General features: G+C 43.1%; 24 protein-coding genes and 1 tRNA gene. 18 read left to right on the top strand and 7 right to left on the bottom strand.

Annotation, left to right across the window (positions count from 1 at the left end; all coding sequences use genetic code 11):
* Positions 1-420 precede the first annotated feature (420 nt).
* The 3 genes from MOO44_RS07585 to MOO44_RS07575 all read right to left on the bottom strand — a co-directional run bounded on the left by MOO44_RS07585 (position 421) and on the right by MOO44_RS07575 (position 2,105).
* Entirely contained in the window at positions 421-1,209 is a 789-nt protein-coding gene (locus MOO44_RS07585; RefSeq protein ID WP_260116532.1) for a hypothetical protein, read from the bottom strand.
* Positions 1,210-1,247: 38 nt separating this feature from the next.
* A complete protein-coding gene (locus MOO44_RS07580; RefSeq protein ID WP_260116531.1) occupies positions 1,248-1,595 on the bottom strand; it encodes a hypothetical protein in 348 nt (115 codons plus the stop codon).
* 171 nt (positions 1,596-1,766) lie between these two features.
* Positions 1,767-2,105: a DUF1516 family protein gene (locus tag MOO44_RS07575; protein ID WP_260116530.1), complete on the bottom strand. Its 339-nt coding sequence runs from the start codon at positions 2,103-2,105 to the stop codon at positions 1,767-1,769.
* Between the two features lie 147 nt (positions 2,106-2,252).
* Between MOO44_RS07575 and MOO44_RS07570 the strand changes: the two genes are divergently transcribed.
* From MOO44_RS07570 to MOO44_RS07555, 4 genes are all read left to right on the top strand, one after another.
* A complete protein-coding gene (locus tag MOO44_RS07570) occupies positions 2,253-3,173 on the top strand; it encodes an L-lactate dehydrogenase (protein ID WP_260116529.1) in 921 nt (306 codons plus the stop codon).
* Between the two features lie 73 nt (positions 3,174-3,246).
* Positions 3,247-3,317 (top strand) — tRNA-Gly (locus MOO44_RS07565).
* Positions 3,318-3,556: 239 nt separating this feature from the next.
* On the top strand, positions 3,557-5,257 hold the full coding sequence (gene argS / locus MOO44_RS07560) for an arginine--tRNA ligase (protein ID WP_260116528.1): 1,701 nt from the start codon (positions 3,557-3,559) through the stop codon (positions 5,255-5,257).
* Positions 5,258-5,399: 142 nt separating this feature from the next.
* Positions 5,400-7,535, top strand: a complete 2,136-nt coding sequence (locus tag MOO44_RS07555) for a transglycosylase domain-containing protein (RefSeq protein WP_260116527.1) — start codon at positions 5,400-5,402, stop codon at positions 7,533-7,535.
* A 97-nt stretch (positions 7,536-7,632) separates the two neighbouring features.
* On the opposite strand, the gene MOO44_RS07550 is transcribed toward MOO44_RS07555, so the two are convergent.
* From MOO44_RS07550 to MOO44_RS07540, 3 genes are all read right to left on the bottom strand, one after another.
* On the bottom strand, positions 7,633-8,523 hold the full coding sequence (locus MOO44_RS07550; RefSeq protein ID WP_260116526.1) for a peptidylprolyl isomerase PrsA: 891 nt from the start codon (positions 8,521-8,523) through the stop codon (positions 7,633-7,635).
* Between the two features lie 123 nt (positions 8,524-8,646).
* Positions 8,647-8,952 (bottom strand): hypothetical protein, encoded by a 306-nt coding sequence (locus MOO44_RS07545; protein WP_260116525.1) that lies wholly within the window; start codon positions 8,950-8,952, stop codon positions 8,647-8,649.
* Positions 8,953-8,955: 3 nt separating this feature from the next.
* Positions 8,956-9,384, bottom strand: a complete 429-nt coding sequence (locus tag MOO44_RS07540; protein ID WP_260116524.1) for an HIT family protein — start codon at positions 9,382-9,384, stop codon at positions 8,956-8,958.
* Between the two features lie 124 nt (positions 9,385-9,508).
* Here MOO44_RS07540 and MOO44_RS07535 point away from each other — a divergent pair, with 124 nt between their 5' ends.
* The 3 genes from MOO44_RS07535 to trmB are packed head-to-tail and all read left to right on the top strand — an operon-like array spanning position 9,509 to position 12,100.
* Positions 9,509-10,240, top strand: coding sequence for an ABC transporter ATP-binding protein (locus tag MOO44_RS07535; protein ID WP_260116523.1), 732 nt, complete (start codon positions 9,509-9,511; stop codon positions 10,238-10,240).
* Positions 10,240-11,436, top strand: coding sequence for an ABC transporter permease (locus tag MOO44_RS07530; RefSeq protein WP_260116522.1), 1,197 nt, complete (start codon positions 10,240-10,242; stop codon positions 11,434-11,436). The genes MOO44_RS07535 and MOO44_RS07530 overlap by 1 nt, the downstream gene beginning before the upstream one ends.
* Before the next feature lie 19 nt (positions 11,437-11,455).
* Positions 11,456-12,100 carry a tRNA (guanosine(46)-N7)-methyltransferase TrmB gene (trmB, locus tag MOO44_RS07525; protein WP_260116521.1) on the top strand — a complete coding sequence of 215 codons (645 nt, stop codon included), beginning with the start codon at positions 11,456-11,458 and terminating at the stop codon, positions 12,098-12,100.
* Here trmB and MOO44_RS07520 read toward each other — a convergent pair.
* On the bottom strand, positions 12,087-12,398 hold the full coding sequence (locus tag MOO44_RS07520) for a hypothetical protein (RefSeq protein ID WP_260116520.1): 312 nt from the start codon (positions 12,396-12,398) through the stop codon (positions 12,087-12,089). The genes trmB and MOO44_RS07520 overlap by 14 nt on opposite strands.
* A gap of 118 nt (positions 12,399-12,516) precedes the next feature.
* Here MOO44_RS07520 and MOO44_RS07515 point away from each other — a divergent pair, with 118 nt between their 5' ends.
* From MOO44_RS07515 to dnaI, 11 genes are all read left to right on the top strand, one after another.
* Positions 12,517-12,837 carry a thioredoxin family protein gene (locus tag MOO44_RS07515; RefSeq protein WP_260116519.1) on the top strand — a complete coding sequence of 107 codons (321 nt, stop codon included), beginning with the start codon at positions 12,517-12,519 and terminating at the stop codon, positions 12,835-12,837.
* A 19-nt stretch (positions 12,838-12,856) separates the two neighbouring features.
* Positions 12,857-13,489 (top strand): YtpR family tRNA-binding protein, encoded by a 633-nt coding sequence (ytpR, locus tag MOO44_RS07510; protein WP_341482921.1) that lies wholly within the window; start codon positions 12,857-12,859, stop codon positions 13,487-13,489.
* 69 nt (positions 13,490-13,558) lie between these two features.
* Positions 13,559-16,036 carry a DNA translocase FtsK gene (locus tag MOO44_RS07505; protein ID WP_260116518.1) on the top strand — a complete coding sequence of 826 codons (2,478 nt, stop codon included), beginning with the start codon at positions 13,559-13,561 and terminating at the stop codon, positions 16,034-16,036.
* Positions 16,037-16,113: 77 nt separating this feature from the next.
* Positions 16,114-17,445, top strand: a complete 1,332-nt coding sequence (gene murC, locus MOO44_RS07500; protein ID WP_260116517.1) for a UDP-N-acetylmuramate--L-alanine ligase — start codon at positions 16,114-16,116, stop codon at positions 17,443-17,445.
* Between the two features lie 84 nt (positions 17,446-17,529).
* Positions 17,530-18,225, top strand: coding sequence for a Bax inhibitor-1/YccA family protein (locus MOO44_RS07495; protein WP_260116516.1), 696 nt, complete (start codon positions 17,530-17,532; stop codon positions 18,223-18,225).
* A gap of 125 nt (positions 18,226-18,350) precedes the next feature.
* Positions 18,351-20,996: a DNA polymerase I gene (gene polA, locus MOO44_RS07490; protein ID WP_260116515.1), complete on the top strand. Its 2,646-nt coding sequence runs from the start codon at positions 18,351-18,353 to the stop codon at positions 20,994-20,996.
* A gap of 20 nt (positions 20,997-21,016) precedes the next feature.
* A complete protein-coding gene (gene mutM / locus MOO44_RS07485) occupies positions 21,017-21,856 on the top strand; it encodes a DNA-formamidopyrimidine glycosylase (protein WP_260116514.1) in 840 nt (279 codons plus the stop codon).
* Positions 21,849-22,439, top strand: coding sequence for a dephospho-CoA kinase (gene coaE / locus MOO44_RS07480; RefSeq protein WP_260116513.1), 591 nt, complete (start codon positions 21,849-21,851; stop codon positions 22,437-22,439). The genes mutM and coaE overlap by 8 nt, the downstream gene beginning before the upstream one ends.
* A 21-nt stretch (positions 22,440-22,460) precedes the next feature.
* Positions 22,461-22,946, top strand: a complete 486-nt coding sequence (nrdR, locus tag MOO44_RS07475) for a transcriptional regulator NrdR (RefSeq protein ID WP_260116512.1) — start codon at positions 22,461-22,463, stop codon at positions 22,944-22,946.
* Positions 22,946-24,334, top strand: coding sequence for a replication initiation and membrane attachment family protein (locus tag MOO44_RS07470; RefSeq protein ID WP_260116511.1), 1,389 nt, complete (start codon positions 22,946-22,948; stop codon positions 24,332-24,334). Before nrdR ends, MOO44_RS07470 begins: the two co-directional genes overlap by 1 nt.
* The gene (gene dnaI / locus MOO44_RS07465) at positions 24,331-25,281 is read left to right on the top strand and encodes a primosomal protein DnaI (protein WP_260116510.1); all 951 of its coding nucleotides are present in this window, start codon (positions 24,331-24,333) and stop codon (positions 25,279-25,281) included. The genes MOO44_RS07470 and dnaI overlap by 4 nt, the downstream gene beginning before the upstream one ends.
* Positions 25,282-25,655 lie beyond the last annotated feature (374 nt).

Below are 25,655 nucleotides of genomic sequence, written 5' to 3'. Positions count from 1 at the left end.
GATATAGCTCCTTACCATAAATGGTTCTTGACGTAGGAAATGAATATTTCTGCTACCAAGAACCATTTTTAAATTTTATGATGTTGATGGTCATTAATGCGATGCGCACTGCTTATTTGATTGCATAAACGATGTTTAATCACTTTATTAATTATGCCGTACTGTTAGTTTAAAAAACAATTTAAAAACCGTTTAATACCATAATGCACCTTTTGAATATTACTATTAATATAATTAAATGGTTAATGGCAAATTTAAAGGGCTGCTAGGGGCATCAAGCAGCCCTGAATGAATTGTAAAATGGAATAAATTTAGATTACTATAAAACCACAATTACTCCTGGAGTTGATTTCTCAGGGCAATTGTGGCTTTATTTGTTTACGATCAGATTTCGTTGAACCAATTATGGAACTACCGACGTTATTTTAGATAGTTTCGAACGTCTAAAAACTTTTTGGGGAAATATTTACGATAGTTCACTACTGATGAACTCCCCCTTAGACCAAAGTATCGATCAAAAAATTGATGCCGTTTGACATAGTAACTGATCGGCTTGACTTCATGATTCTTAAAGTATTTAACTAGTAGTTTTTCCTCGCCAGGGGCCCGTTTCCTAGCGCGTTTGAACGTTGCTGGCTTGTATGGAGGATTACCATAGTCACGTTGGATAAGGGCTTGCATGATGACAGTTGGAACTGCAATGGTGGGGTAGTACTTACCCGGATTTTTGGTTTCTCGTGGATCAGCAGTTCCACTAAGGTTCACCCTAAGTGAATCTGAAATAAATTGCACCAGTTTCCGATTAGCAGAGATATATTGGGTCTTCCGAGTAGCGAATGGATTTTCATTATGAACTTTAAACCTGTATTTCCCGTTATCATTAATAATCTGATTAACGATGAACGTATCACCATATGGAACCGGATAAGTGGGTAAGCCATTCATTTTTTCAGCTGCACCGATGATAGTGTTTTTCCGAACCATCAAGAAGTGATATCCCTTTGGAATCTTGGTATAGTAATCACCTGCATTGTGAGGGTCAAAGTAGTTTGGATTATTAGCATCCTTAACTGCATTCGAAAAAGCAGTGTAGCCGCCATTAAGATATGTATCTAGGATGCCAGAATTGGCCCGTGCTACCGTATTAGTAATTTGATAACCGACACACATCGTAAAAAGAACTAAAAAGAGCCACCTATAATTTTTCATAACATCATCCCATTTGAAGTAGTTTGTTTGAATCGCTATTATTTAAACCATTTCTTTTGATTTTGATCGAATACAAAATAGAACGTCTTACTAGTTGGCTTTAAGTGGTATTGACCGGTAACCACGTATCCACCACCGGTACTCATGACCCAGTCGCTAACTGATAAATGGGTGCCCCGTTTGATCTTGCCGGCTTTGAAGAACTGATTATGAGCTTCATCCTTGCCGACCAGGACTTTATAGACCTTCATGGGTTTAGTGGTTTTCACTTTGTGGGTAGCCGTACTAGCGTACCCATAGCCGGTGGCAGCATTTGCGACGCTTGGAGATGCAAAGCAACTAAACAATAGTCCGGCAGTAATTACTACGCAATTGCTTATTTTCATATTGTTCACCCCTCTTGAAAAAATTATAACATTTTATCAAAAAAATTGTTGAGTCCCAACTGATTATGGGCTTCAACAATTTTAATTAGATTTTGATAATCAGCTTATCAATCTTTTTTCGTTGTCTGTTGATTGCTTTGCTGTATATCACAGCACCATTAAGATATGAGATTACTTTAGCGCAATCGTTTGTGCAATAATGGCGACCAGAATGATTAGGGTTAATCCCAGCGAATCTAAGCGGGTAAATGTTTGCGCTTCTAATTTTTGATAACCGCGCTCGATGAGTGCGATTGATGCAATACAGAGGACATCACTAATGATTACCGCTACGGCACTATGGTGAAAAATGCGGATACTGATGACAAATTGACTACTAACGATTAAAAAGTAAAAAATGCGCGACCAAATTAAAGATTGAATGATTCGCTTAGCGTAGTCACGAGTAAATCCCGTGATTAATGAGATGATCAAAAAGCCCCATAGAACATAGTTTAAAGTGACCCACATGGGGAAGACACTCCCTTCTAATTGAATTGATATTTCCATTTTAGCATAGTTATTAATATTAATAGGGTGTTACTAGTGCAAAATTATGAGATAAGTGTTATATTAGTTTTGTTACTCTAATAAAATTTTAATTCGAGGTGGATAATTATGAGTAGAAAAATTGGTGTAATTGGAAGTGGGCACGTTGGTTCAACGGTGGCCCATTACATAGTTTCAGCAGGATTTGCAGATGAATTAGTAATGATCGATACTAACGAGGCCAAGGTCGTGGCCGACGCTGTCGATTTGCGAGATGCAATGCCCAACCTGCCATTCCATACTAACATTACGGTCAATGATTATTCCGCATTAAAGGATGCGGACGTCGTGATTTCAGCAATGGGAAAGGTTAGTTTACAAAGTAGTAAGTCTTCCGACCGGTTCGCTGAATTACCATTTACTAGTGCGCAGGTTAAGGATGTTGCTGAACAATTAAAAACATCCGGGTTCAACGGAGTATTAGTTGATATTAGTAATCCTTGTGACGTCATTACTTCGTTTTACCAACAATACACGGGCCTACCAAAGAACCAGGTAATTGGGACCGGGACCCTACTTGACTCCGCTAGAATGCTACGTGAAGTAAGTGAAGAGTTAAATGTTGATCCTAAATCAGTTCATGGATACAACCTAGGTGAACACGGCAATTCACAATTTACGGCTTGGTCGACTGTGACCGTTTTTGATCAACCAATTACTGAATTAGCAGCTGAAAAGGGATTAGATTTAGCTGCAATGGATGATGGGGCTAGAAAGGGTGGTTTCCAGGTCTTTAGTGGGAAACAATACACTAATTACGGAGTAGCCACCGCTGCAGTTCGATTAGCCAACGCGGTATTAAGTAATTCAATGACCGTAATGCCAGTTTCGAACTACCAGGCTGACTTGGATGTTTACCTATCATACCCAGCCGTGATTGGTCGTAAGGGAGTCGTAAAGCGGGTCGCATTAGATTTAACCCAAGAAGAACAAGCTAAATTACAAAAGTCAGCTGACTTCATTAAGAGTAACGTTAAGAAATATAGTTAAAAAAGATTGGTCATCATCCATTTGGGTGATGACTTTTTTTGGTGATTATGATATACTATTTTAAGTAATGCATGCGGGTATAGTTTAGTGGTAAAATATGAGCTTCCCAAGCTTAAGTCGCGGGTCCGATTCCCGTTACCCGCTTTATCGAATTTTCGATATGTAGTCGATGATAATTGAGTAGTAGGGGTTTTAAGTATCAAGCGATTTCGGGAGGGTGGAAGCCGGATTACGATGGCCTTGAAAGCGTGCTTTTTAGACTTAAAATTATAAATAACAAGCGGATAATCATATCAATTAGAGTGGTACCGCGGATCATAAAACCATCCGTCTCTTGCAAATTATATTTGCAGGGGATTTTTTAATTTTATGGAGGAATAATCATGGATAAATACAAACAACAAGTTGCTTCTTTAATCAGTTCAGCTCTGGATGCCGATGCCGGCTTGGACCATTCAGCAGTCCTAGCTAAAATTGAACGGCCTAAGGACGCTAAGATGGGTGATTTGGCATTTCCAACCTTCACCCTTGCCAAAGCATTACACAAAGCACCCCAAATGATTGCACAAGACCTCGTTGCAAACATTGATGCAAGCGGGTTTGAAAAGGTCGTTGCGATGGGTCCCTATGTAAACTTCTTTTTAAGCAAACCGGGCTTTAGTCGGGATGTGTTAACGACCGTTTTAAGTGAAAAAGCTGACTACGGCCAAAACCAAGATGGTAAGAACGGAAACGTTCCAATCGATATGTCATCCCCAAACATTGCAAAGCCAATTTCAATGGGTCACTTACGTTCGACCGTAATTGGAAATGCGGTTGCTAACATCCTGGCTAAGAACGGCTACCACCCCATTAAGGATAACCATTTGGGTGATTGGGGAACGCAGTTCGGTAAGTTGATCACTGCCTACTTGAAGTGGGGAAATGAAGCAGACGTTAAAAAGGATCCGATTAATAATTTGGTGAAATACTACGTTAAGTTCCATAAGGAAGACGTTAACCATCCCGAATTAGATGATGAAGCTCGTGAATGGTTCAGTAAGCTTGAACACGGGGATGCTGAAGCTACCAAGCTTTGGAAGTGGTTCCGTTCCGTCTCATTGGAAGCCTTTAACCAAATTTACGATAAGTTGGGCGTTCAATTTGATACCTACAATGGGGAAGCCTTCTATAACGATAAAATGCCCGAAGTTATTCAAATGCTAAAGGATAAGCACCTCTTGAAGGAATCTGAAGGGGCTCAAATCGTAGACCTTAGTAAGTATGATTTGAACCCTGCGTTGATTTTAAAGAGTGATGGGGCTTCACTTTACATTACCCGAGACATTACCACTGCCATCTACCGGGACCGTGAGTACCATCCTGCAATGAACCTCTACGTAGTGGGTTCAGAACAAACGTATTACTTTAAGCAATTAAAGGCCGTCCTAGAAGAAATGGGGGTTCCATCTGCTAAGGACCTCCACCACATTCCATTCGGATTAATTACCGTTAACGGTAAGAAGCTCTCGACGCGTTCTGGACGGATCATTTTGTTGGACGAGGTATTGAACGATTCAATCGCACTGGCTAAAAAGCAGATTGAAGAAAAGAACCCAGACCTACCAAATAAGGACCAAGTGGCCCAAGAAGTAGGGGTCGGTGCCATCATCTTTGGTGACCTTAAGAATGATAAAATGGATAGCATCGATTTTGTCTTGGAAGAACAACTCCGCTTTGAGGGTGAAACCGGTCCATACGTTCAATATTCACGAGTCAGAGCTGAAAGTATCCTAAGACGGGTGCCTGACTTTGACGCAGACACTAGTAGTCGTGACTTAGACGATCCACAAGCTTGGGAAATCATTAAACTATTGAATGACTTTCCAGCCATCGTTAAGGATGCCTGTGCTGAATTTGAACCATCAGTAATTGCTAAGTACGCATTGAGGTTAGCAAAGGCGTTTAATAAGTACTATGCACACACTAGGATTTTGGATGACCAGAACCACTTAGCTGCCCGGTTATCACTAGTTAAGAGTGTTTCGATCGTATTAAAGGAATCCCTAAGACTCCTGGGTGTTAAATCACCAGACGAAATGTAATTTAATTATTAAAATGGCGTTTCCAATTGGTGGGGACGCCATTTTTTGTGTGTTAAAAATTAAGCTTTAACGCTGGAGCATCTCGAATTTACTAATTGTGGTACAATTAAATGTAATATTTGAAGGGAGCGAAACGCCTTTAATGAAACCAAAATCATCACGCCAAATTGGCCATTCGATTTCACCATATTGGCAAGCATTTAGAAAAATCCAAAAGCGGATTTGGCACCGCTACCATATTAACCGCTGGATCATCATGGTGGTAATGGGCATCATATTTACAATGAGTACTTATCTCACGTTCGTTGCTAAAACGATGGATGTCCAAAATCTTAATTCATCGTTAAAAAGATCGACCGTCATTTACGATGCCAGTAATAAAAAAGCGGGGGCATTATATTCCCAAAAGGGGACCTATGTCGGCATGCGCAACATTTCCCAAAATGTTCCCGATGCAATTCTTTCGACCGAAGATCGTAACTTCTACCATGAACATGGTTTTTCGATTAAGGGGTTCGGACGGGCCGGATTATTGTGGGTTAAAAACAAATTGCTCCATCGTGATTACATTAGCGGTGGGGGAAGCACGATTACCCAACAGTTAGTCAAAAATGCCTACCTATCGCAAGAGCAGACCTTTTCACGGAAATTAAAGGAACTTTTTATTTCGATTCAGGTCGAAAACGTCTACTCTAAAAATCAAATTCTAACCATGTATATGAATAATGCATACTTTGGCAATGGGGTATACGGAGTACACGACGCTGCTGAGCGCTACTTTGGGACCTCGGTTAAAAATCTTTCGGTTCCGGACTCAGCCGTACTGGCCGGAATGTTGACCAACCCCAGTGCGTATAATCCGGTGGATCATCCTCAATTAGCATTACAGCGTCGCAACACCGTGTTGGACCTAATGGTCGATAATCGTAAGATTACTAAGGCGGAGGCCGCAAGGTACAAAGCCCAACCAATTGAAGTCCATGATAGCTATACTTATCGGGATAGTTATCGCTATCCATACTACTTCGATTCGGTCATTGACGAGGCCATCAATCGCTACGGGCTATCTGAAGCTGATATTATGAACCGTGGTTATAAAATTTACACTAATTTGAACCAAAGTCAGCAATCCGCAATGCAAAATAACTTTAATGATAGTAGTATGTTCCCCCAAAACGCTGCCGATGGGACGAAGGTCCAAGCGGCCTCGATTGCGGTGGACCCACAGACTGGTGGGGTGTCAGCGGTCGTTGGAGGCCGGGGCAAACACGTCTTTCGTGGTTACAACCGGGCAATCCAGATGAAACGGCAGCCGGGTTCAACGATGAAGCCGCTGGCTGTGTATACCCCAGCCTTAGAAGATGGCTATCATTTTGACTCCAGTTTGGTGAATCAAAAACGTTCATATGGTGCTAACCACTACACCCCACAAAATTACAATGATCAATATACCGGCAAGGTCCCGATGTATGAGGCCCTAGCGCAAAGTATGAACGCTCCGGCAGTGTGGTTATTGAATAAGATTGGCGTTGAGGCGGGCTATAATTCGGTCAAGAAGTTCGGCATTCCAATTACAAAGAGTGACCGGAACCTATCGCTAGCGTTAGGGGGACTATCCACCGGGGTTTCACCACAGCAGATGGCCGGGGCCTACACCGCGTTCGCTAACAACGGGGTTGCGATGAAGCCGTACTACATCCGTAAAATCGTGGATGCCTCTGGGAACGTGATTATTGATAATACCGCTAAGCAACGGGGGACCAAGGTAATGTCTTCGGTCACCGCAAAGAATATGACCAGCATGATGCTGGGGGTATTTGATAACGGAACCGGTGTCGATGCCAAACCAGCTGGCTACCAGGTGGCTGGAAAGACCGGGAGTACTGAAGCTGATTCGACCGGCGATACCGATGCGACCCGTGATAAATGGATCATTGGTTATACCCCTAATACGGTGGTTGCTACTTGGGAGGGCTTTGATGATACCAATAGTAATCATCACTTGGAAAACCTCAGCGGGACTGGGATTGGCCCGTTGTTCAAGAGTGAGATGAGTTCGATCATTCCAACGACCAAGCAGACCCAGTTCAATACTGAAGATGCGCAAACGATCATTGACCAACGGAATAGTAACAATAATAAGAGTGATAACGTTTGGGACAATGTGAAGAAGAGCGGCAATAATATTGGCAAGAACATTGAAAACGGCTTTGATACCGTTAAAAAACAAACTAGTAAATGGTTTAACGATGCCAAAAAGTTATTAGGTGGGAATTAGACCACGTGAAAAAGAGTCCGTTGTGAGCAATTACGTTCGCAGCGGACTCTTTTTTAGCTTCAAATAAAAAAGCCGCCATTCAGCGACTTTTCAATGCTTATTTACTTGAAGTAGAACTTTCAGTAGTGATGTAACTAGCAAGAATGTCCTTTAATTGGTTATCCTTGATGTCAACGTCACCCTTCCGTAATACCTTCGCAACGATGTTGTGAAGCGTCGTACTATCTGACATTTCAGCAGTAACGATTTGATCCTTCAAGGCACTAGTGTGGTCCTTGTAGGTACCCTTAGCAGGGTGGTTAACCATTTGGATCACTTGGTAACCGTATTGAGTCTTAACAGGAGTGGTGGTGTAGTCACCCTTCTTATCAAGCTTGTATGCGGCCTTCTTAAATGCTGAGTCAACTGATGATGAAGTATTGTCAAACGCTGGTAGCCGGCCACCCTTGTTCTTGGTGTTAGTATCAGTGGAGTACTTCTTAGCTAAGCTAGCAAAGCTCTTGCCATCCTTTAATTGACTGATAACGGTTTCAGCAGTTGATTTCTTAGAAACCAAGATGGCATTAACCGTAATCTTAGGTTGGAAACTCTTGAATTGCTTTTGTAAAGCAGAATCAGAGAAGTTAGTATTAGCCCGCACTGCTTGTTCAAGAAGTAAATTATCTCTAATTTGACTCTTGAACGTAGCGTTCGTTAATCCTTGTTGTTGAAGAACGGCACTAAATTGTGATCCGTATTGAGATTTGTATTGGTTAAAGAGCTTGTTAACTTGGGAATCCTTGACCTTGCTACCGTAGTTCTTTTCCAATACCTTATTTAGGATCATTTGTTGAAGGATTTGTTTACCATTAGAAGTTTCCTTCATGCTACTGTAGTATTGACTTTGAGTAATCTTACCACCGTTAGTAGTTGCAACTGCGGAACTACCACAGGCTGCTAAGGTTAAACTCAAAAATACTCCGGCTACTCCAACTAGCCATTTTTTCATAAAAAAAACACATCCATTCGTACAAAATTATAAGTATGATTGCTTAACATGTTCCAATATAACATAATTCATATTATATCGACACACGCATAATTGACCTTAACTAAAAATTAAATGAAATGACTACTTCATTTGGTTTAAGGTCTGATTGATTTTATCCAGGTGGGGCTTGATTTCAAAGGAATATTCATCAATTCTGGTTTGAACGTCCCGAATGGCCTTTTGACTCCGTGTCAATTCCACCTTGAATTTATTCAACGCGTCGTTAAATTGGGCCCGGTCGCGATTGAACGTTTGCAGCTGTTCGGCCTTTTCGAGGGCGAAACTAGTGGTCCGTTTGAAAAATTGCTGAGGCGTTTCCTTATTGGCCACTAAGTAGACCCCGAGCGCACTAGCGGCAACGCCGGCAAATTTAAATAGATTCCTCATTAATTAATCCTCCACTTGTTCCTTGATGGCATGGGCGATTGATTCATACTTGGCATCGTCATATTGGTCAGTATGGTCTGCAAAGTGCATGCTAAAACCATCTTGATCCGAGTACCTAGGAATCAAATGGAAGTGGGAGTGAAATACGGATTGATAAGCGATTTCACCGTTATTATTAACGATGTTCATCCCCTTAATATCGGGATTGAACTTCCGGATGGCCCGGGCAATCTTTGGAATTCTTGCAAAGACTTGACTTGCAAAGTCGGCATCATATTCGTAGATGTTAGGCACGTGCTTTTTAGGAATCACTAGTGTGTGGCCAGGAGTGGCTTGTGAGATGTCCAAAAATGCCTTTACGACATCATCTTCATATACGGTGTAGCTGGGGATCTCCCCGTTGATAATTTTACAAAAGATACAATCAGTCATATTAATTACCTACCTTATTATTAATTAATTTAAGTATACACTATTTGAAAATGCTTTTGAAAACGAAAGCGTTTCGGCTGCGTATGCTATAATGAGAGTAAAGTAAATTTTAGGGGGAATCGAATTGGCCTTAGATGTTAAAAATTTAGTCGGGGGCTACTCACAAGTGCCCGTGTTAAAGGACGTTTCATTTGATGTCCATGATGGTGAATTAGTGGGTTTAATTGGACTGAATGGAGCCGGTAAATCAACGACCATTAACCACATTATTGGCCTGTTAACACCATTTTCCGGGACGATTGAAATCAATGGTTATCAAATTAGTCAAAACAACGCGGAGTATAAAAAACAAATTGCATACATTCCGGAAATTCCGGTTCTGTATAATGAATTGACGCTGCGTGAACACATTGAAATGACGATCATGGCATACGCATTGGATCGAGAGCAAGCATGGAATCGTGCCCATGATCTATTACAGACGTTCCGGTTGGATAATAAATTGGAATGGTTCCCAGTTGATTTTTCAAAGGGAATGAAGCAAAAGGTAATGATCGTGTGTGCCTTTTTGACGGATGCTAAGATGTTTGTAATTGACGAACCATTCTTGGGATTGGATCCACTGGCGGTTAACGACCTGTTGAACCTAATTAACGATCGAAAACAACACGGCTGCAGCATTTTAATGTCCACGCACGTTTTAGATACGGCTGAACGATTCTGTGATCGCTTCGTATTGATCAATGATGGCCAAATCAAGATTGAAGGGGACCTAGCGCAGATTAAGGGGGCCTTCCCGAATGCAGGGGACTCCTTGAACAACATCTACCTTTCGCTAGCGAAGGGTGAGGCATAATGAGCGATTTATTTAAACAACGTTTGGGGACCCATCTGACTGAGATGGTGAAGTACCTTCGATACGTTTTTAATGACTTTTTTGTAATTGCGCTATTGTTTTTGATCGGGGGGCTCGGCTTTGCTTACTCCAACCTCTTAAAACAACTCCACACCGGCCTATGGTGGCCTGGAATCGTCATCGTTGTGATTGGATTGATTGCACAAAGCTTTAACCACTTAGCCACTTTGATCGAACCAGCTGATCGAATCTTTTTAATCCCGCAGGAAAGTGCCATGCACGGGTATTTAAAGGCGGCTTATCGGTATAGCGTATTAATCGCAATCATTCCACAGCTGCTAATTTGGTTCATCTTATTACCGTTCATTCGGGTCACGATGGCGTTTAATTGGTTAGAGTTACTCGGCCTCTTATTTACGATGGTGATATTAAAGGGGGCCGATTTAAGAAACCAGTTCAACGCTGCGTACCATCGATCGATCAGTGCTAAATTAAAGTGGTTGATCAACCTAGTTGCCCTTACGGTGACGCTTTTAGCTCCTTCGCTGGGCATCGTGATCAGTGCTTTATTTATTGGCATGACCGCTAGAAATGAGCGTGGGTGGCAAAGTCGCTCATTGAATTGGGGGACGTTAATCGAAAACGAGGATGCTAGGATGCTTGCGCTCTATAAGTTCTTTAACCTCTTTACCGATGTGCCTAACATTCAAGGGACCACCAAGCGCCGTCGCTACCTCGACTTTTTGATCAACCGGATCAAGCCGCTTCCGCAGAATACCTATCGCTACTTATACGGCCATTCGATCGTTCGAAACGGCGAATATAGTGGGCTACACCTACGGTTAACGGTAATCGGGGCCGTTTTATTGGTCGGGGTTGGCGGGACCTACCTGCCAATTTTAATTGGCATGTTGTTCCTCTATTTGATTGGCTTCCAGTTGATTCCATTTTACTTCCACTTTACAAACAACGTATTTACCCATATCTATCCGGTGGATACTAAATTGCAGCTCACAAGCTTTAAACAGGTCGTTGCAGTTCTTTTGAACACCTCTGCAGTTATCTTTGCAATTATGACCTTAATTGGGAGCCGCTCAATTATCATTGGTGCCATCAGTTTAGTCGTTAACCTAGCAGAATGCTGGGTTTTGACTAATCATTTAATTACTAACAAAATCAACCAAAAATTAGATTAATCAATTAAAGGAGTTCGCAATGCGAGTAAGACATAAATCATGGGCCAAGCCCTATATTGAATCACAACCAACCCTGATCGTTACCGATGCTGAGGCATGGGCCGGAAAGTGGGATCAACGGTTTGCAAAAAAACAACCACTGCACCTTGAAATTGGAATTGGAAAGGGGCAATTCATTATTGAAATGGCCAAGCGCCACCCCGAAATCAATTTCATTGGAATTGAATTACAAGAATCAGTGATTGCAGTGGCATTACGGAAGTTAGTCGAATCACAATTAACCAACGTCCAGCTAGTGGAGACCGATGGGGCGTTGGTCAATACGCTCTTTCGGGCTGGCGAAATTGATAAAATGTACCTTAATTTTTCCGACCCGTGGCCTAAAAAACGGCACGCAAAGCGGCGCTTAACCTCATCCACCTTTTTAGGGAGTTATCGCGAAGTCTTAAAGGATGGCCACCAGCTTGAATTCAAGACTGATAACCGGGGGCTATTTGAATATTCATTGATTTCGTTCAATCAATTTGGGACTAATTTTGAATATGTATCGCTTGATCTCCACGATAGTCCAGAACAAGCAGACAACGTTGAGACCGAGTATGAGGCTAAGTTCAGTCAGAATGGGCCAATTTATAAAATTGTAATTAATTTTAAAACGAACTAATTTGGTGGGAATCGGTCTTGTATAGCTCGACTAACTTCCCGTTACCGCTGGCGGTAAATTGATACTCGGTGATCGTTTGACCATCAACAATGTTAACGCCGCCTAGGTAATAGTCCTCAGCAATTAGGCGGTATTCTGGATGTAGCCAGGTCCCATAAATCGTCTGTCCGCCGAATTGTTGATGAATTTGATGGTAGATGCGGTGTTCGACCCGGGCACGAATGCCGCTTTTGAGGACTTCAATCGCTGCTACGGCTGTGATTGCGATGCCAAGTCTAATTTTAGTTTTAATTTGCAAAATTATCCCTGCTTTCAATTGGATTTAACGCTATACTGTTATTATAATCAAAAATTGTCGAATTGTTCATGATTACGTTATAATGATGAACGTAGAATTTCAAGGGAGGAACATTCAAATGGAAGAATTACAACCAATGAACCTAACAGAACTCAAACAAAAAATTGCTAACGGCAAGTACATGCTCTTTTTCAGTGCCACTTGGTGTCCTGATTGTACCGTCATCAAACCAGCACTACCAGAAATTGTCGCTAACCATCCCGAATACACCTTCTTGGCCGTTGATCGTGATGATAACATCGATTTAGCAGCAGAGTTAAATATTTTTGGGATTCCAAGCTTCGTGGCCTTCGAAGATGGCGAAGAAATTGGTCGCTACGTCAATAAGGAACGTAAGACCCAAGCGCAAGTGGAAAGCTTTATTGAATCATTAAATTAATCAGAAGGGACGTTACAAATTGATAGCCAGTTATAATCCATCCCAAATGGGGGATGTCTTAGTTTTATTAATGCACCCAGATGTTGAGGAGCAAGTGGTCACTAAACGTGATTCCATCGTCAAAATTACCGCCACGGACGGGACGGTATTAGGTTACAACTTCTTTGATGCTAGTAAATACCTACCCAAATTAAAGGATCAAAACGGCCAGGTGACTTTAGACCACGCTGACGTTGATCAATTGAATGCGGCCTTAAAAGCGGCTGATTTTGATGACCAATTGAGTGTCGATGATAGTCCTAAGTTCGTCGTTGGCTATGTGGAATCCGTTGAAAAACATCCTAAATCAGACCACCTAAAGATTACCAAGACTAAGGTCCAGGATGGCAAAACGCTGCAAATCGTAAGTGGCTCACCTAACATGCAAGCTGACATTAAAGTCGTCGTTGCCGAAGTGGGAACGATGATGCCAAGTGGACTAGTAATCTGGCCTGGTGAATTGAAGGGCGTTGAAAGTGATGGGATGATTTGTTCAGGACGCGAACTAAAGATTCCCAATGCACCCCAAAAACCAGGAGCATTAATTCTCCCCGATGATTATCAAGTTGGGACTCAATTTGATTTTGCACGGGCCCAAAATCTATTTTCATAATTAGTCAGGAGCTGGTCACTCCTGATTTTACATATTTGAATAATTAACGTTAATTAAGGGTGAAGATAAATGAACCATTATGATGGACCGGCGTTTTACCGGCGCTTTTTACAAAAACCAAAGGCAAATCAGGATCAAGCTAGCTATTCTAATAATAAAATGACCCATCGGACGCCAATTGATTCGTTGAACGGGAACAAGACCCATCGGGAAAACTTTCGGACGACCGGTGATCATTTTCAACCCCAATCTGAAAATTCAATTTTAAAGTTGACCCAGGCGTTTCAGCCCCGTGGTAACTATGCTCGTCGCATCACTGGTGATGAATATTTGGAAGAGTCTAAATTAGGCCGCTACTACTTGAAATTAATTGAACAACTAGATAAACACGATTCTGATTGTGTCCTATTTGATGATGGAATTAATACCCGGGCTAATTCAGATGTCATTCAATTTGACGATGTTGATGAAACCAGTGAAAATAGGGCCGCCTACCAAAATGACGAACCACGGGTGCCACAGAGTGAACAGCCCAACGCTGAGCGGTTTGAATCTGCAGTTGCCAAAATGAATCAATCATCCGCTAATGATGAGGTAACTGCTGCCCGGTTGAATGCACCGGAATTAAATTCGGCGCCTTCGGATGTAGCTGGCGGTGAACCCCCTAAGCGTTCGGCAGCCACTAATTCAAGCGGGGAAGCGCGGTCCCGCATTGCTCGGCATCGGCAGTCTATTGCAGCCGATTCAGCAGCTAGTGATTCGGTTGGTTCTGCAAGTGCCGCTGAGGAGTTAAATGCTAACCGGGCGAATAGTTCTGAAGCACCCAAAGCTAAGCCACAAGCAAAGCATGGGTTGGGGCATTCCCTATCAGCGATTTTAGATAATGAAACTGATGCCCAAAAGGACGTCGAATTCTTTAAGGACGGGGTAATAGAACACCGGTCTACGAGTGCATCCGATTCACTTACGGATTCCAGCCATGCCGATGGTGATTCAAGTTCGCCGCAAACGGTGGCGGCAGCTTCCGATACGGTCGATGCCCCAGCTAGCGACGAGTCTGAACACTACATTGGTCCGGGGGAAAGTGACCCTGACCACCAAACGCTTAGTAGCGGTGATCAATACTCACAGGGCTACCAGTTTCCAAAGTTTACCATGCTAAAGGAACCCCAACGGCGCGACGATGCTGCGCTTGATGACTGGATCGTAAATCAGTCTGAAATCTTAGACCGAACGCTCAGTGCCTTTCACGTTAATGCGGAGGTCGTTGATTGGACCAACGGCCCGACCGTGACCCAATTTCAAGTCAAGCTGGCCTTGGGGGTCAAGGTTAGCAAGATTACCAATTTAAATGATGATTTAAAACTAGCGTTAGCCGCTAAGGACATCAGAATTGAAGCACCGATTCCAGGACGCACGACGGTCGGGGTTGAAATTCCCAATCCGAAACCCCGTCCGGTAATGTTATCTGAAGTCCTGGGTGCCGATAGTTTCCAACAGGCTAAATCACCGCTAACGATTGCACTAGGGGTGGATTTGACCGGGAAACCCCAGGTAACTGACATTACTAAGATGCCGCACGGATTGATTGCCGGGGCCACTGGTTCCGGGAAAAGTGTGTTTATCAATAGTTTGTTAGTCTCGTTACTATACAAGTCGACCCCGGCGGACCTACGGTTGTTATTGATCGATCCAAAAGCCGTTGAACTAGCGCCATATAATAATATTCCACATCTGTTGGCTCCCGTAATTTCAGAACCAAACGAGGCCTCTGCCGCCCTAAAGTGGGCGGTTAAGGAAATGGATGAACGTTATGAAAAACTAGCGGCAGCCGGAGCCAGAAATATTGAACAGTTTAACCAAAAGGCGGTCGAAAGTGACCAACCACAGCTGAAGATGCCATACATCGTAATTATTATTGATGAGTTGGCCGATTTAATGATGGTCGCTTCGACCGAGGTTCAGGACTATATCGTTAGAATCACCCAAAAAGCCCGGGCAGCCGGGATTCACTTAATCGTAGCGACCCAACGGCCGAGTGTCGATATCGTTACCGGAACCATTAAGAACAACATCCCGACTAGAATTGCATTTATGGTCTCAAGTCAAGTCGATTCGCGTACGATCATTGATACCGCTGGAGCCGAACGACTATTGGGCCGTGGGGACATGCTCTACTTGGGTAACGGAAAGAGCCAGCCACTGCGGCTTCAAGGGACCTTTGTTACCAATGAAGAAATTGAACAGGTTACCGCTGCGGTCCGAACCCAGGGGACCCCGCAGTACGCGTTTAATCCAAAGTCGTTGTTGAAAAAGGTCAATATGGTCCAACAACAAGATGACTTAATGCCCGAGGTCTTAGCGTATATCGCAAAGGAAAAGACCGTCTCCACATCTAAGTTACAACGGGTCTTTTCCATTGGCTACAACCGTGCGGCAACCTTAATTGATGATTTGGAACAGCAAAATTACATTTCGGGGCAACACGGTTCAAAGCCCCGGGAGGTCTACCTAACGGAAGATGATTTTAAAAAATTAAATCTTTAAAATTTAGTTGATTATGTCCCACTAGTTGCAGTTTTTCTGCTAATATGGGGGATGTTATAACATAGGGGGAAGTTAAATTGGATAAGAATACGATTTACCATTTTGTTGGAATTAAAGGGACTGGGATGAGTGCAATGGCACTGATTTTGCATGACCAGGGTTATCAGGTTCAAGGCTCTGATATCGATCAATATACGTTTACCCAACGGGGATTGGAACAAGCTGGCATTAAGATCTTACCATTCGATCCAGATAATATTCATGCCGGGTTGACCATTGTTGCCGGAAATGCCTTTAAGGATGACCACCCAGAAATTACCCGGGCGCGTGAAATGGGCTTGACCGTTTATCGCTACCACCAATTGCTAGGTGAAATGATCAAGGGCTACACCAGCATTGGGATTGCTGGTGCCCATGGTAAAACCAGTACCACTGGTTTATTGGCCCATGTATTGAGCGGGATTTCAGCTACGGATTATTTGATTGGTGATGGAACTGGGAAGGGGGTTCCGGACGCCCGGTTCTTCGTTTATGAAGCCGATGAATACCGGCGCCACTTCCTAGCTACTAGCCCCGACTATGCAATTATGACCAATATTGATTTTGACCATCCTGATTACTATACGGGGATTGAAGACGTTACCGATGCCTTTCAAACCTTTGCTAACCAAGTTCAAAAGGGGATTTTTGTATGGGGGGATGACCCGAACCTGACTAAACTAACTGCGAACGTCCCCATTTACTCCTATGGGACTAGTGAATCCGATGATTTTAGAGCGGTTGATATTAAGCGAACGACTGAAGGTTCCAGTTTTGATGTGATGCACAAGGATCAAAATCTAGGGAACTTTAAAATTCCGTTGTTCGGTGAACATAACATCTTAAACTCACTAGCCGTGATTGCAGTGTCATATTTTGAAGACGTTAACTTAGCTGAAATTAGACGCGAGCTCATGACCTTCAAGGGGGTTAAACGGCGGTTCGCCCAACGAAAAGTGGCTGACATGATCATCATTGATGATTATGCTCACCATCCATCAGAAATTAACGCAACGTTAGACGCTGCTCGCCAAGAATACCCGAATAAGGAAATTGTGGCGGTCTTCCAACCCCATACATTTAGTCGAACGATTGCTTATTTGGATGATTTCGCAAAGAGCCTTAGCAAGGCTGACAAGGTCTATGTGACTAAGATTTATGGTTCCCCCCGTGAAAAATCAGGGAACGTATCTAGTCAAGACCTCTTTGATAAGATCACAAAGGATGGGGGCTTGATCCAAGCGGAGAACGTCTCCCCACTACTTGACTATCAAAATGCGGTGATTATTTTCATGGGTGCCGGCGACATTCAAAAGTATGAAAAAATTTATGAGAATTTGCTAAATGATTTACGACCAAACGTAAATTAATGGTTAAAATGATTTAGTATTAATAATTAGTCTGCTATAATAGTCTAAATAGTTGAATTTGATTTAAAGAAAAGAGGGAATTTTTTGAATAATTTTGATCAACCAACGGAAAGAAGAGCGGTTAACAACGCAGTTGGCGTTAACTCATTCTTCGCTCGAGTTTATGGTTGGATGGGTGCATCGATCTTAATTTCCGCATTAGTCGCTTTCTTAGTGGTTCAAAATGGGATTTCGATGTCAGGTGGTTCTGCAATTGTCTTGATGATCGTCTGGGCAATCATTCCATTTTTCATCCAGGGGGCTGCATTACGTTCTTCTGGATTGGGACTAGCGTTATTGTTTATTTATTCGGCAATGACCGGATTCGTGTTCTCGAACATCTTGATGGTTTACACCAATACCTCCATCGTTGCTGCATTCGTATCTAGTGCCAGTCTATTTATCGCAATGAGCGTTTATGGATTCATTACAAAGCGCAGCTTAGCTAAGATGGGAACCATTTTAACTGGCGCTTTGATCGCCATTATTATTGCATCCTTGATTAATATTTTCCTACACGTAGGGATGTTATCATGGATCATCTCCATCGTGACGGTGGTCGTTTTCACTGGTTTAACTGCTTATGATACTCAAATGCTAAAGCAGTTCTACAACCAAAATGGAAATAGCGAATCAGCTAACGGCGTTGCCATTGGTGGCGCATTAATGTTGTACTTGAATTTCATTAACCTGTTCCTTAGTTTATTACAAATCTTTGGTGCTGGTGATAATCGGAACTAATCGTTACCGATTTAGGGGAGGCCTTCGATAATTAAATTATCGGGGGGCTCCTTTTTTCAATTGCTGAAAATTGTTATATAATATTAAGTGGATTATTTCGAATTAAAATTACTAAGGAGAATGAAATGGCTGAGAAGAGACTACTGTTAATTGATGGAAATAGCATTGCTTTTAAGGCGTTCTATGCTCTTTACCAATCAGTTGATCGTTTTACCAATCAAGATGGCCTCCACACTAGTGCTATCTATGGTTTTAACACCATGTTGGACAATATGTTATCCGTAGTGAAACCGACCGCTGCACTAGCTGCATTCGATGCCGGTAAGGTGACCTTTCGGACCAAAATGTTCAAGGAATATAAGGGTGGGCGCCGCAAAACGCCCGATGAATTGATTGAACAATTTCCATATATTAAAAAACTACTAACTGCCCGGGGCATTAAGAGCTACCAACTCCCTAACTATGAGGCCGATGATATTATCGGTACGATTGCTAAACAAGCAGAGGCCGATGGTTATCTGGTGACGATCGTGACCGGGGATCGTGACTTGACCCAATTATGTTCCGACCGGACCACCGTTAGCATTTCAAAGACGGGGGTCAGTCAAACCGATCACTATACTGCCGCATCCGTTAAAGAAACGATGGGGATTACCCCGCAGCAAATTATTGACGTTAAGGGTCTGCAGGGGGATTCTTCTGATAATTATCCTGGGGTGAACAAGGTCGGCCCAAAAACTGCTGACAAATTGATTAAGCAGTTCGGCTCGATTGAAAATCTTTATGAACATCTTGATGAAATTACCGCTAAGAAATTAAAGGAGCACTTGATTGAAGACCATGATCAAGCATTGCTATCGAAACGCTTGGCCACCATTGATCGGGATGCACCACTTACAATTGGGGTCGCTGATTTAGCCTACCAGGGTGATCAAATCAAGGAATTAACTGCATTTTATCAACAGATGAACTTCCGCAAGTTTTTAAGTGAAATGGGCGCCTCTGCAGATGAGCAAACGCCTAAAATCGAATTTACCCGCTTGGATGATGAGAATCTAACAGCCGTTAATGAGTTGGGCTCGCAGGTGACCTTTTATTTAGCGATGGATGGCGATAATTATCACACCGCACCGTTTGTGGGCTTTGTGATCAGTGATGAGCAACATTGTTTTGTTTCGAGAAACGTTGCACTTTTAAAACAGCCCCCGTTGAAATCAATCCTAACCGATGCTAAAACGACCGTTGCGCTCTTCGATGCTAAGCGGGCGTACGTAGGCTTACATCGCTTGGGAATTGAGCTTAATCACGTTGATTTTGACATGTTATTGGTCTCATACTTATTAAATACCAATGATAATAGTAATGATTTAAGCAAGGTCGCAAGTAAACATGGTTACTACCACGTCAAAAGTGACGAAGCAGTTTATGGAAAGGGTGCCAAGCGGTCGATTCCAGATGATGATGACAGATTATTCAACCACCTGGCTGCAAAGGCGCTGGCGATTACGACCCTGAAGCAAAAGATGCTTGACCAACTAGCTGAGCATGACCAAACTAAGTTATATACCGAATTGGAACTACCGATTGCGTTCGTATTAGCCCGGATGGAAATTGCTGGGATTACCGTTAATCGCGATCAACTAATGCAAATGGGTAGTAAGCTTTCCGAACGGATTGCTGAATGTGAACAGGCGATTTATAACGAAGCTGGGACCGAATTTAATATCGGTTCGCCCAAGCAACTAGGCGCGATCCTATTTGATAAGTTAAACTTACCGGTTATTAAGCGGACCAAGACTGGCTATTCGACTTCCGTTGATGTTTTGGAGCAATTAGCGCCCCAAGCACCAATTGTTGATAACATCTTAAAGTATCGTCAGTTAAGTAAGATTGCTTCGACCTATGTAGATGGATTATTAAAGGTCATTGATCCAGACGATAATAAGGTCCACACCCGTTACTTACAGACGTTGACCCAGACCGGGAGGCTATCTTCAGTGGATCCGAACCTGCAAAACATCCCGATTCGGACTGAAGAGGGGCGTCAGATTCGCCGGGCGTTCGTGCCTAGCCATCCCGGTTGGCAAATTTTCTCATCCGATTATTCGCAGATTGAACTGCGGGTATTGGCGTCGATTAGTGGTGACACTAACATGCAGGATGAATTTTTACACAATGATGATATTCACGCATCAACGGCTCGCCGAATTTTCGGCTTAAAATCAAATGCCGAAGTAACGCCCGAGCTAAGGCGGCAAGCCAAGGCGGTTAATTTTGGAATCGTTTATGGAATCAGTGACTTTGGCCTAGCTAAAAATACCGGAATCACCAGAAAGGCCGCTAAGCAATTTATCGAACGGTACTTTGCTGAATATCCAAACGTTCATAAGTATATGCAGGATTCGGTTAAACAAGCCCATGAACAGGGCTACGTAGAAACGATTACCCACCGGAGACGGTACTTACCTGATATTAATTCCCGGAATTTCCATTTGCGGTCATTTGCCGAACGGACTGCCATGAATTCACCGATTCAAGGTAGTGCTGCCGATATCATTAAAATTGCCATGATTAATATGGAAAGGGCAATTGAAGGAATGCAAGCCAACATGCTGTTACAGATTCATGATGAATTAGTCTTTGAGGCTCCTGAATCAGAAATTCCAGTGCTCCAAAAGTTAGTGCCCAAAATTATGGATTCAGCAGTTAAACTCCACGTTCCACTTAAGGTCGCCAGCCACTTTGGGGCCACTTGGTACGATGCTAAGTAAATAAAGAGAGGTTGAATTAAATGCCAGAATTACCAGAAGTTGAAACCGTCCGCAGAGGACTGACCCAGTTAGTTAAGGGGGCCCAGATTAAAAGCGTCGATGTAATTTATCCTAAGATGCTGAATGTGGATGCCCAAACGTTTATTGATTGTTTGAGCGGTAGTACGATCAACCAAATTGATCGACGTGGGAAGTACCTGTTATTCAGATTAAATAACGGCCACACCGTTGTTTCCCACCTTCGAATGGAAGGAAAGTACGATGTCGAAACGGATGGTGAAAAACCAGACAAACACACCCACATCATCATGCACCTAACCGATGGACGCGAACTCCGTTACAATGATAGCCGTAAATTCGGTCGGATGTATCTGATTAAAAATGGGGATGAACACACCTTGTCTGGAATCGGGACGATCGGTCCGGAACCAACGGAAACCGATTTAACGTTCGACTACATGAAGTCGATCATGAACAAGAGCCGCGGTAAAATTAAGCCATTTCTATTGAACCAAGACCACATTGCAGGACTTGGTAACATTTATACCGATGAAGTGCTTTGGATGAGTAAGATTCATCCAGAACAACCCACGAACTTAATTTCAGATGATCAGATTAAGGTGTTGCGCCGCAACATCATCGATGAAATTGCACTGGCCATCAAGGGGCATGGGACTACGGTTCATTCTTATTCCAATGCCTTTGGCGAAGCCGGTGAATTCCAAAGTCAGCTCCACGTATACGGCAAGAAGGGCCAACCCTGCGAACGTTGCGGGACGCCAATTGAAAAAATCAAGGTGGCCCAACGGGGAACTAGTTTTTGTCCGAACTGTCAAAGAGTTGTGGGCGTAGATGACTAAGCTGATTGGTTTGACCGGCAGCATCGGGACCGGGAAATCGACCGTAAGTAAACAGTTTAAAGCTTGCGGGGTGCCCATCATCGATGCCGATCGAATCGTTCATCAGTTGCAACGTCATGGCACTGATTGCTATTTAGCAATTGTGGATGCATTTGGCCCCACGGTCGCCGGTGAGGATGCCATCGACCGCAAGCGCCTCGGCCAAATCGTCTTTGCTGATCATGCTAAGCTAATGCAGCTGAATCGGCTATTGGATCCATACATTCGACACGCCATTTTAAAACGGATCAACGAGTTAAGTGCTCAACAAACCCCACTCGTGGTGTTAGATGCACCGCTGCTCTTTGAAGCGGGGTATGCTAGTTATACCGACTTAGTGGTGATGGTCACCTGTGATTCGGTGGAGCAGGTCGCACGGATCACCGCCCGCGACCACGTTAGTACGGCTAGGGCGGTCCAATTGATCGGAAAGCAATGGAGTCAATCGATTAAACAACAGTTAGCTAACGTTACGATTAATAATTCGGGTTCGATTGGTCAAACGAAGCAACAAGTGATAAAATTACTGGATAACTTACGATAAACGAACGGCGAGGTGAGCAAAATGAAATGTCCCCATTGTCATAAAAATAGTTCGCGGGTAATTGATTCTAGGCCGACGAATGATGGCACCGTCATCAGAAGGCGGCGAGAATGTGAAAACTGTGGGTATCGTTATACCACTTTTGAACGCGTCGAGACCGCACCATTATTGGTAATCAAGCACAACGGTAATCGTGAAGAGTTCAATCGCGATAAGGTGTTGCGCGGAATCATTCGATCTGCTGAAAAGCGACCGGTCTCATCAGATAAAATGGCGAAGATCGTTGATGATGTTGAAGCGAAAGTCAGAGCGACTGGTGACACCGAAGTCGCTAGTCAATTGATTGGTGAATACGTGATGAAGGAACTAGCCAACGTTGATGAGATTGCTTACATTCGCTTTGCAAGCGTTTACCGCCAGTTCAAGGATATGACCGTGTTTTATAACGAGATGAAGGAAGTCATGAACCGTGATCGTGACAAAGAATCAAAGGATAATGGTAAATAATGAGTAATCAACTAGCGCAAAACGACCCCCAAACGGGGTTCATTGTTGTTAAAAATGAACGGTTATCCGACCTAGCAAGCGAGGCAATCGATTTATTGTATCAACCCGTTATCGGCAGTGTTGCGACGGCATTGATCCGCTTACTTTGGCGATATAGTGATGAACGGCGTGAGGAATATCAGCAACGTTCCCATTCCGATGTGTTTGCATTTTTACAAATTGACTTTCGTAGGTTTAAGGAATGCCGGATTAAATTAGAGGGGGCGGGGTTATTAAGAACGTTCGTCCAACAAACCGACTCCAGTCCGGTGATTATTTATCAATTAGTGCCGCCCCTGACTGACCGGCAGTTTTTTAACGATGATCTTTTGAGCTTAGCACTATTGGAAAACATCGGGGAGTCCATGTACCAGCGCTTGGCCAACCGATTGTTGATCAAGCCGTTTCAAGCTGGGAGTGCCGAGGAAATTACCCAGAATTTCTTGGATTCATTTCAAATCGATGCTGATCAAATTACTGATCAACCCCAGACGATTGGGAATTTAAAGCGCGATTATGCTTTGCAGACCCCGGTGAATGATGCCCATGCGAAAGATGATTTCCAGGTGGATGCAAAGGACTTTGACTTTAACTTAGTCTTGGACTGCCTGGCAAAGTCGTATGTTCACATTGATCAGGTCAAAAAGTACTACCAACTAATTGTTAATGAACACCGCATGTATGGGATTGATGAAGTCTCAATTGCCAAATTGATCGTGCGGGCAACCAACGTTCGCAACAACGTATTTGACCCCACTAAATTAAAAATCTTGGTCAGTCGGATGTATGAGGCCCCGGTGCAAACGCCAGCTCCTGATTCCAATCAAACGCCGGCTGCAGATGCCCAGCCTAAATCCGGTGAATTTAATGCACAGGAACGTTCACTGATCAAGGGGGCTGAATACTATCCACCTGCCACTTTTTTAGCCAAGTTAAAGCATGCGCATAATGGCTTTCCGACTGGTTCTGAGAACCACTTGATCGAAGAGATGCTTGATCGACACGTGATGACCGACGGGGCTTTGAACATGCTAATTTACCACGTCCTAATTGATCGGGATAATCCCCAGATTCCAAAACAACTGTTTAATTACGTGGCTAACGATTGGATTCAAAATTATCACGTCCGGTCTGCTGTCGATGCCATGCGGGCGATTAAAGAGTATAATCAAAAGCAATCAGCTGGGGATGCGAAACCTAAGCGGAGTTATTACCGAAACCAACAGCCGGTAAATCACTTTGAGCCAGATTGGATGAAGAAGGATTACCAACCTAAGGATGAAGAAATTACCGACGAAGAACAACGGAAGATGGAACAGTTATTGAAGGACTTTAACAATAATAAATGATGGGGGGAATCACGATTAAGGACTTACAAAGTGAACTGCAAGCGGCAATCAAAAATAAGACTGGCTTTGATGAACAGTACCGTCAATTAATGAATCAAGCCTTTAAGGATCCAGATGTCCAGGCATTCATTAAAAAGCACCATATTGATAACGACGCCGTTCGCCATTCAGCCGCGCGAATCTATGAATTTGTGCAACAAAAGCACAATGCGAATGCCGGTAAGCATCGTTTGATTCCGGGGTATCAACCAGAATTGGTGTTCAATGGGCATTTGATTGATATTAGCTACTCACCCACCATGGAAACAATTGAAAAGCAAAAATCAAAGGCCCTAAAGGATCGCATTAAATCAATTTCGATTCCTAAGCAGGCCCGGTCTGCTTCATTTTCTGATATTAAGGTTGAAAAACAAAAAAGTCGGATGGTGGTTTTTAATGCCGCAGTGACGTTTGTGAATCAATATACCAAACACCCCCACCAATTCGTACGGGGGATGTATTTATACGGTTCGTTTGGGATTGGGAAGACCTTTATGTTGGGGGCGATTGCAAATGAGCTCGCCGAACGGGGGGTTTCCACCACGATGGTTCATTTTCCAAGCTTTGCAGTTGAAATGAAAAATTCGATTGCTGATAATACCAACGCGAATAAGTTAGACGCCGTTAAGCGGGCGCAAGTTTTAATGCTCGATGATATCGGCGCTGATGTAATTTCAAATTGGATTCGTGACGAAGTCCTGGGCGTTATTTTGGAATACCGAATGCAAAATGAATTACCGACCTTCTTTTCTTCGAACCTATCAATGGATGATTTAGAAAAGAACCACTTACCATACGATAAGAAGAATGATCGAAACGGATTACGGGCCGGTCGAATTATGCAACGGATCCGCTTTTTGGCTAAGGAGTATCGGATGGAGGGTGAAAATCTGCGACTGAGCGATTAGTGAATGGGATTCCTAATTAGAATGATTAGTCGTGGACGTTTAACTTGACATTAGTGCTAAATGATAGTTTAATGATAATTGAAAATCCTTACTAGCTAAAAGTGTTTGAAGACACGATTTGCGGTGCTGAATTTATTAGGGAAGCGGGCCATTGACTGGAAGGTCCGTTAATTCATCCGGAAATTACCACTTCATTTGACTGCCCGTTGGAAATGACGGGTCGTTTGGTTAACGTTAGATACCAAATTAAGGGTTCACAGTCTTTTAACTGTGAATAAGTGGGTGGAACCGCGCTACGACGTCCCATGTGTGCTGATTATACATATGCACACATGGGGCGTTTTTTAGTCTAGTAGGGATAATAATTTTAAAGG

It is taken from the genome of Nicoliella spurrieriana (assembly GCF_023380205.1).
Lineage (GTDB): Bacteria > Bacillota > Bacilli > Lactobacillales > Lactobacillaceae > Nicoliella > Nicoliella spurrieriana.
This window is presented reverse-complemented; position numbering and strand designations above follow the sequence as displayed.

Coding starts and splice junctions, on each gene's coding strand:
- MOO44_RS07585 (WP_260116532.1), bottom strand. CDS start 1,209: ATGAAAAATTATAGGTGGCTCTTTTTAGTTCTTTTTACGATGTGTGTC.
- MOO44_RS07580 (WP_260116531.1), bottom strand. CDS start 1,595: ATGAAAATAAGCAATTGCGTAGTAATTACTGCCGGACTATTGTTTAGT.
- MOO44_RS07575 (WP_260116530.1), bottom strand. CDS start 2,105: ATGTGGGTCACTTTAAACTATGTTCTATGGGGCTTTTTGATCATCTCA.
- MOO44_RS07570 (WP_260116529.1), top strand. CDS start 2,253: ATGAGTAGAAAAATTGGTGTAATTGGAAGTGGGCACGTTGGTTCAACG.
- argS (WP_260116528.1), top strand. CDS start 3,557: ATGGATAAATACAAACAACAAGTTGCTTCTTTAATCAGTTCAGCTCTG.
- MOO44_RS07555 (WP_260116527.1), top strand. CDS start 5,400: ATGAAACCAAAATCATCACGCCAAATTGGCCATTCGATTTCACCATAT.
- MOO44_RS07550 (WP_260116526.1), bottom strand. CDS start 8,523: ATGAAAAAATGGCTAGTTGGAGTAGCCGGAGTATTTTTGAGTTTAACC.
- MOO44_RS07545 (WP_260116525.1), bottom strand. CDS start 8,952: ATGAGGAATCTATTTAAATTTGCCGGCGTTGCCGCTAGTGCGCTCGGG.
- MOO44_RS07540 (WP_260116524.1), bottom strand. CDS start 9,384: ATGACTGATTGTATCTTTTGTAAAATTATCAACGGGGAGATCCCCAGC.
- MOO44_RS07530 (WP_260116522.1), top strand. CDS start 10,240: ATGAGCGATTTATTTAAACAACGTTTGGGGACCCATCTGACTGAGATG.
- trmB (WP_260116521.1), top strand. CDS start 11,456: ATGCGAGTAAGACATAAATCATGGGCCAAGCCCTATATTGAATCACAA.
- MOO44_RS07515 (WP_260116519.1), top strand. CDS start 12,517: ATGGAAGAATTACAACCAATGAACCTAACAGAACTCAAACAAAAAATT.
- MOO44_RS07505 (WP_260116518.1), top strand. CDS start 13,559: ATGAACCATTATGATGGACCGGCGTTTTACCGGCGCTTTTTACAAAAA.
- polA (WP_260116515.1), top strand. CDS start 18,351: ATGGCTGAGAAGAGACTACTGTTAATTGATGGAAATAGCATTGCTTTT.
- mutM (WP_260116514.1), top strand. CDS start 21,017: ATGCCAGAATTACCAGAAGTTGAAACCGTCCGCAGAGGACTGACCCAG.
- coaE (WP_260116513.1), top strand. CDS start 21,849: ATGACTAAGCTGATTGGTTTGACCGGCAGCATCGGGACCGGGAAATCG.
- nrdR (WP_260116512.1), top strand. CDS start 22,461: ATGAAATGTCCCCATTGTCATAAAAATAGTTCGCGGGTAATTGATTCT.
- MOO44_RS07470 (WP_260116511.1), top strand. CDS start 22,946: ATGAGTAATCAACTAGCGCAAAACGACCCCCAAACGGGGTTCATTGTT.
- dnaI (WP_260116510.1), top strand. CDS start 24,331: ATGATGGGGGGAATCACGATTAAGGACTTACAAAGTGAACTGCAAGCG.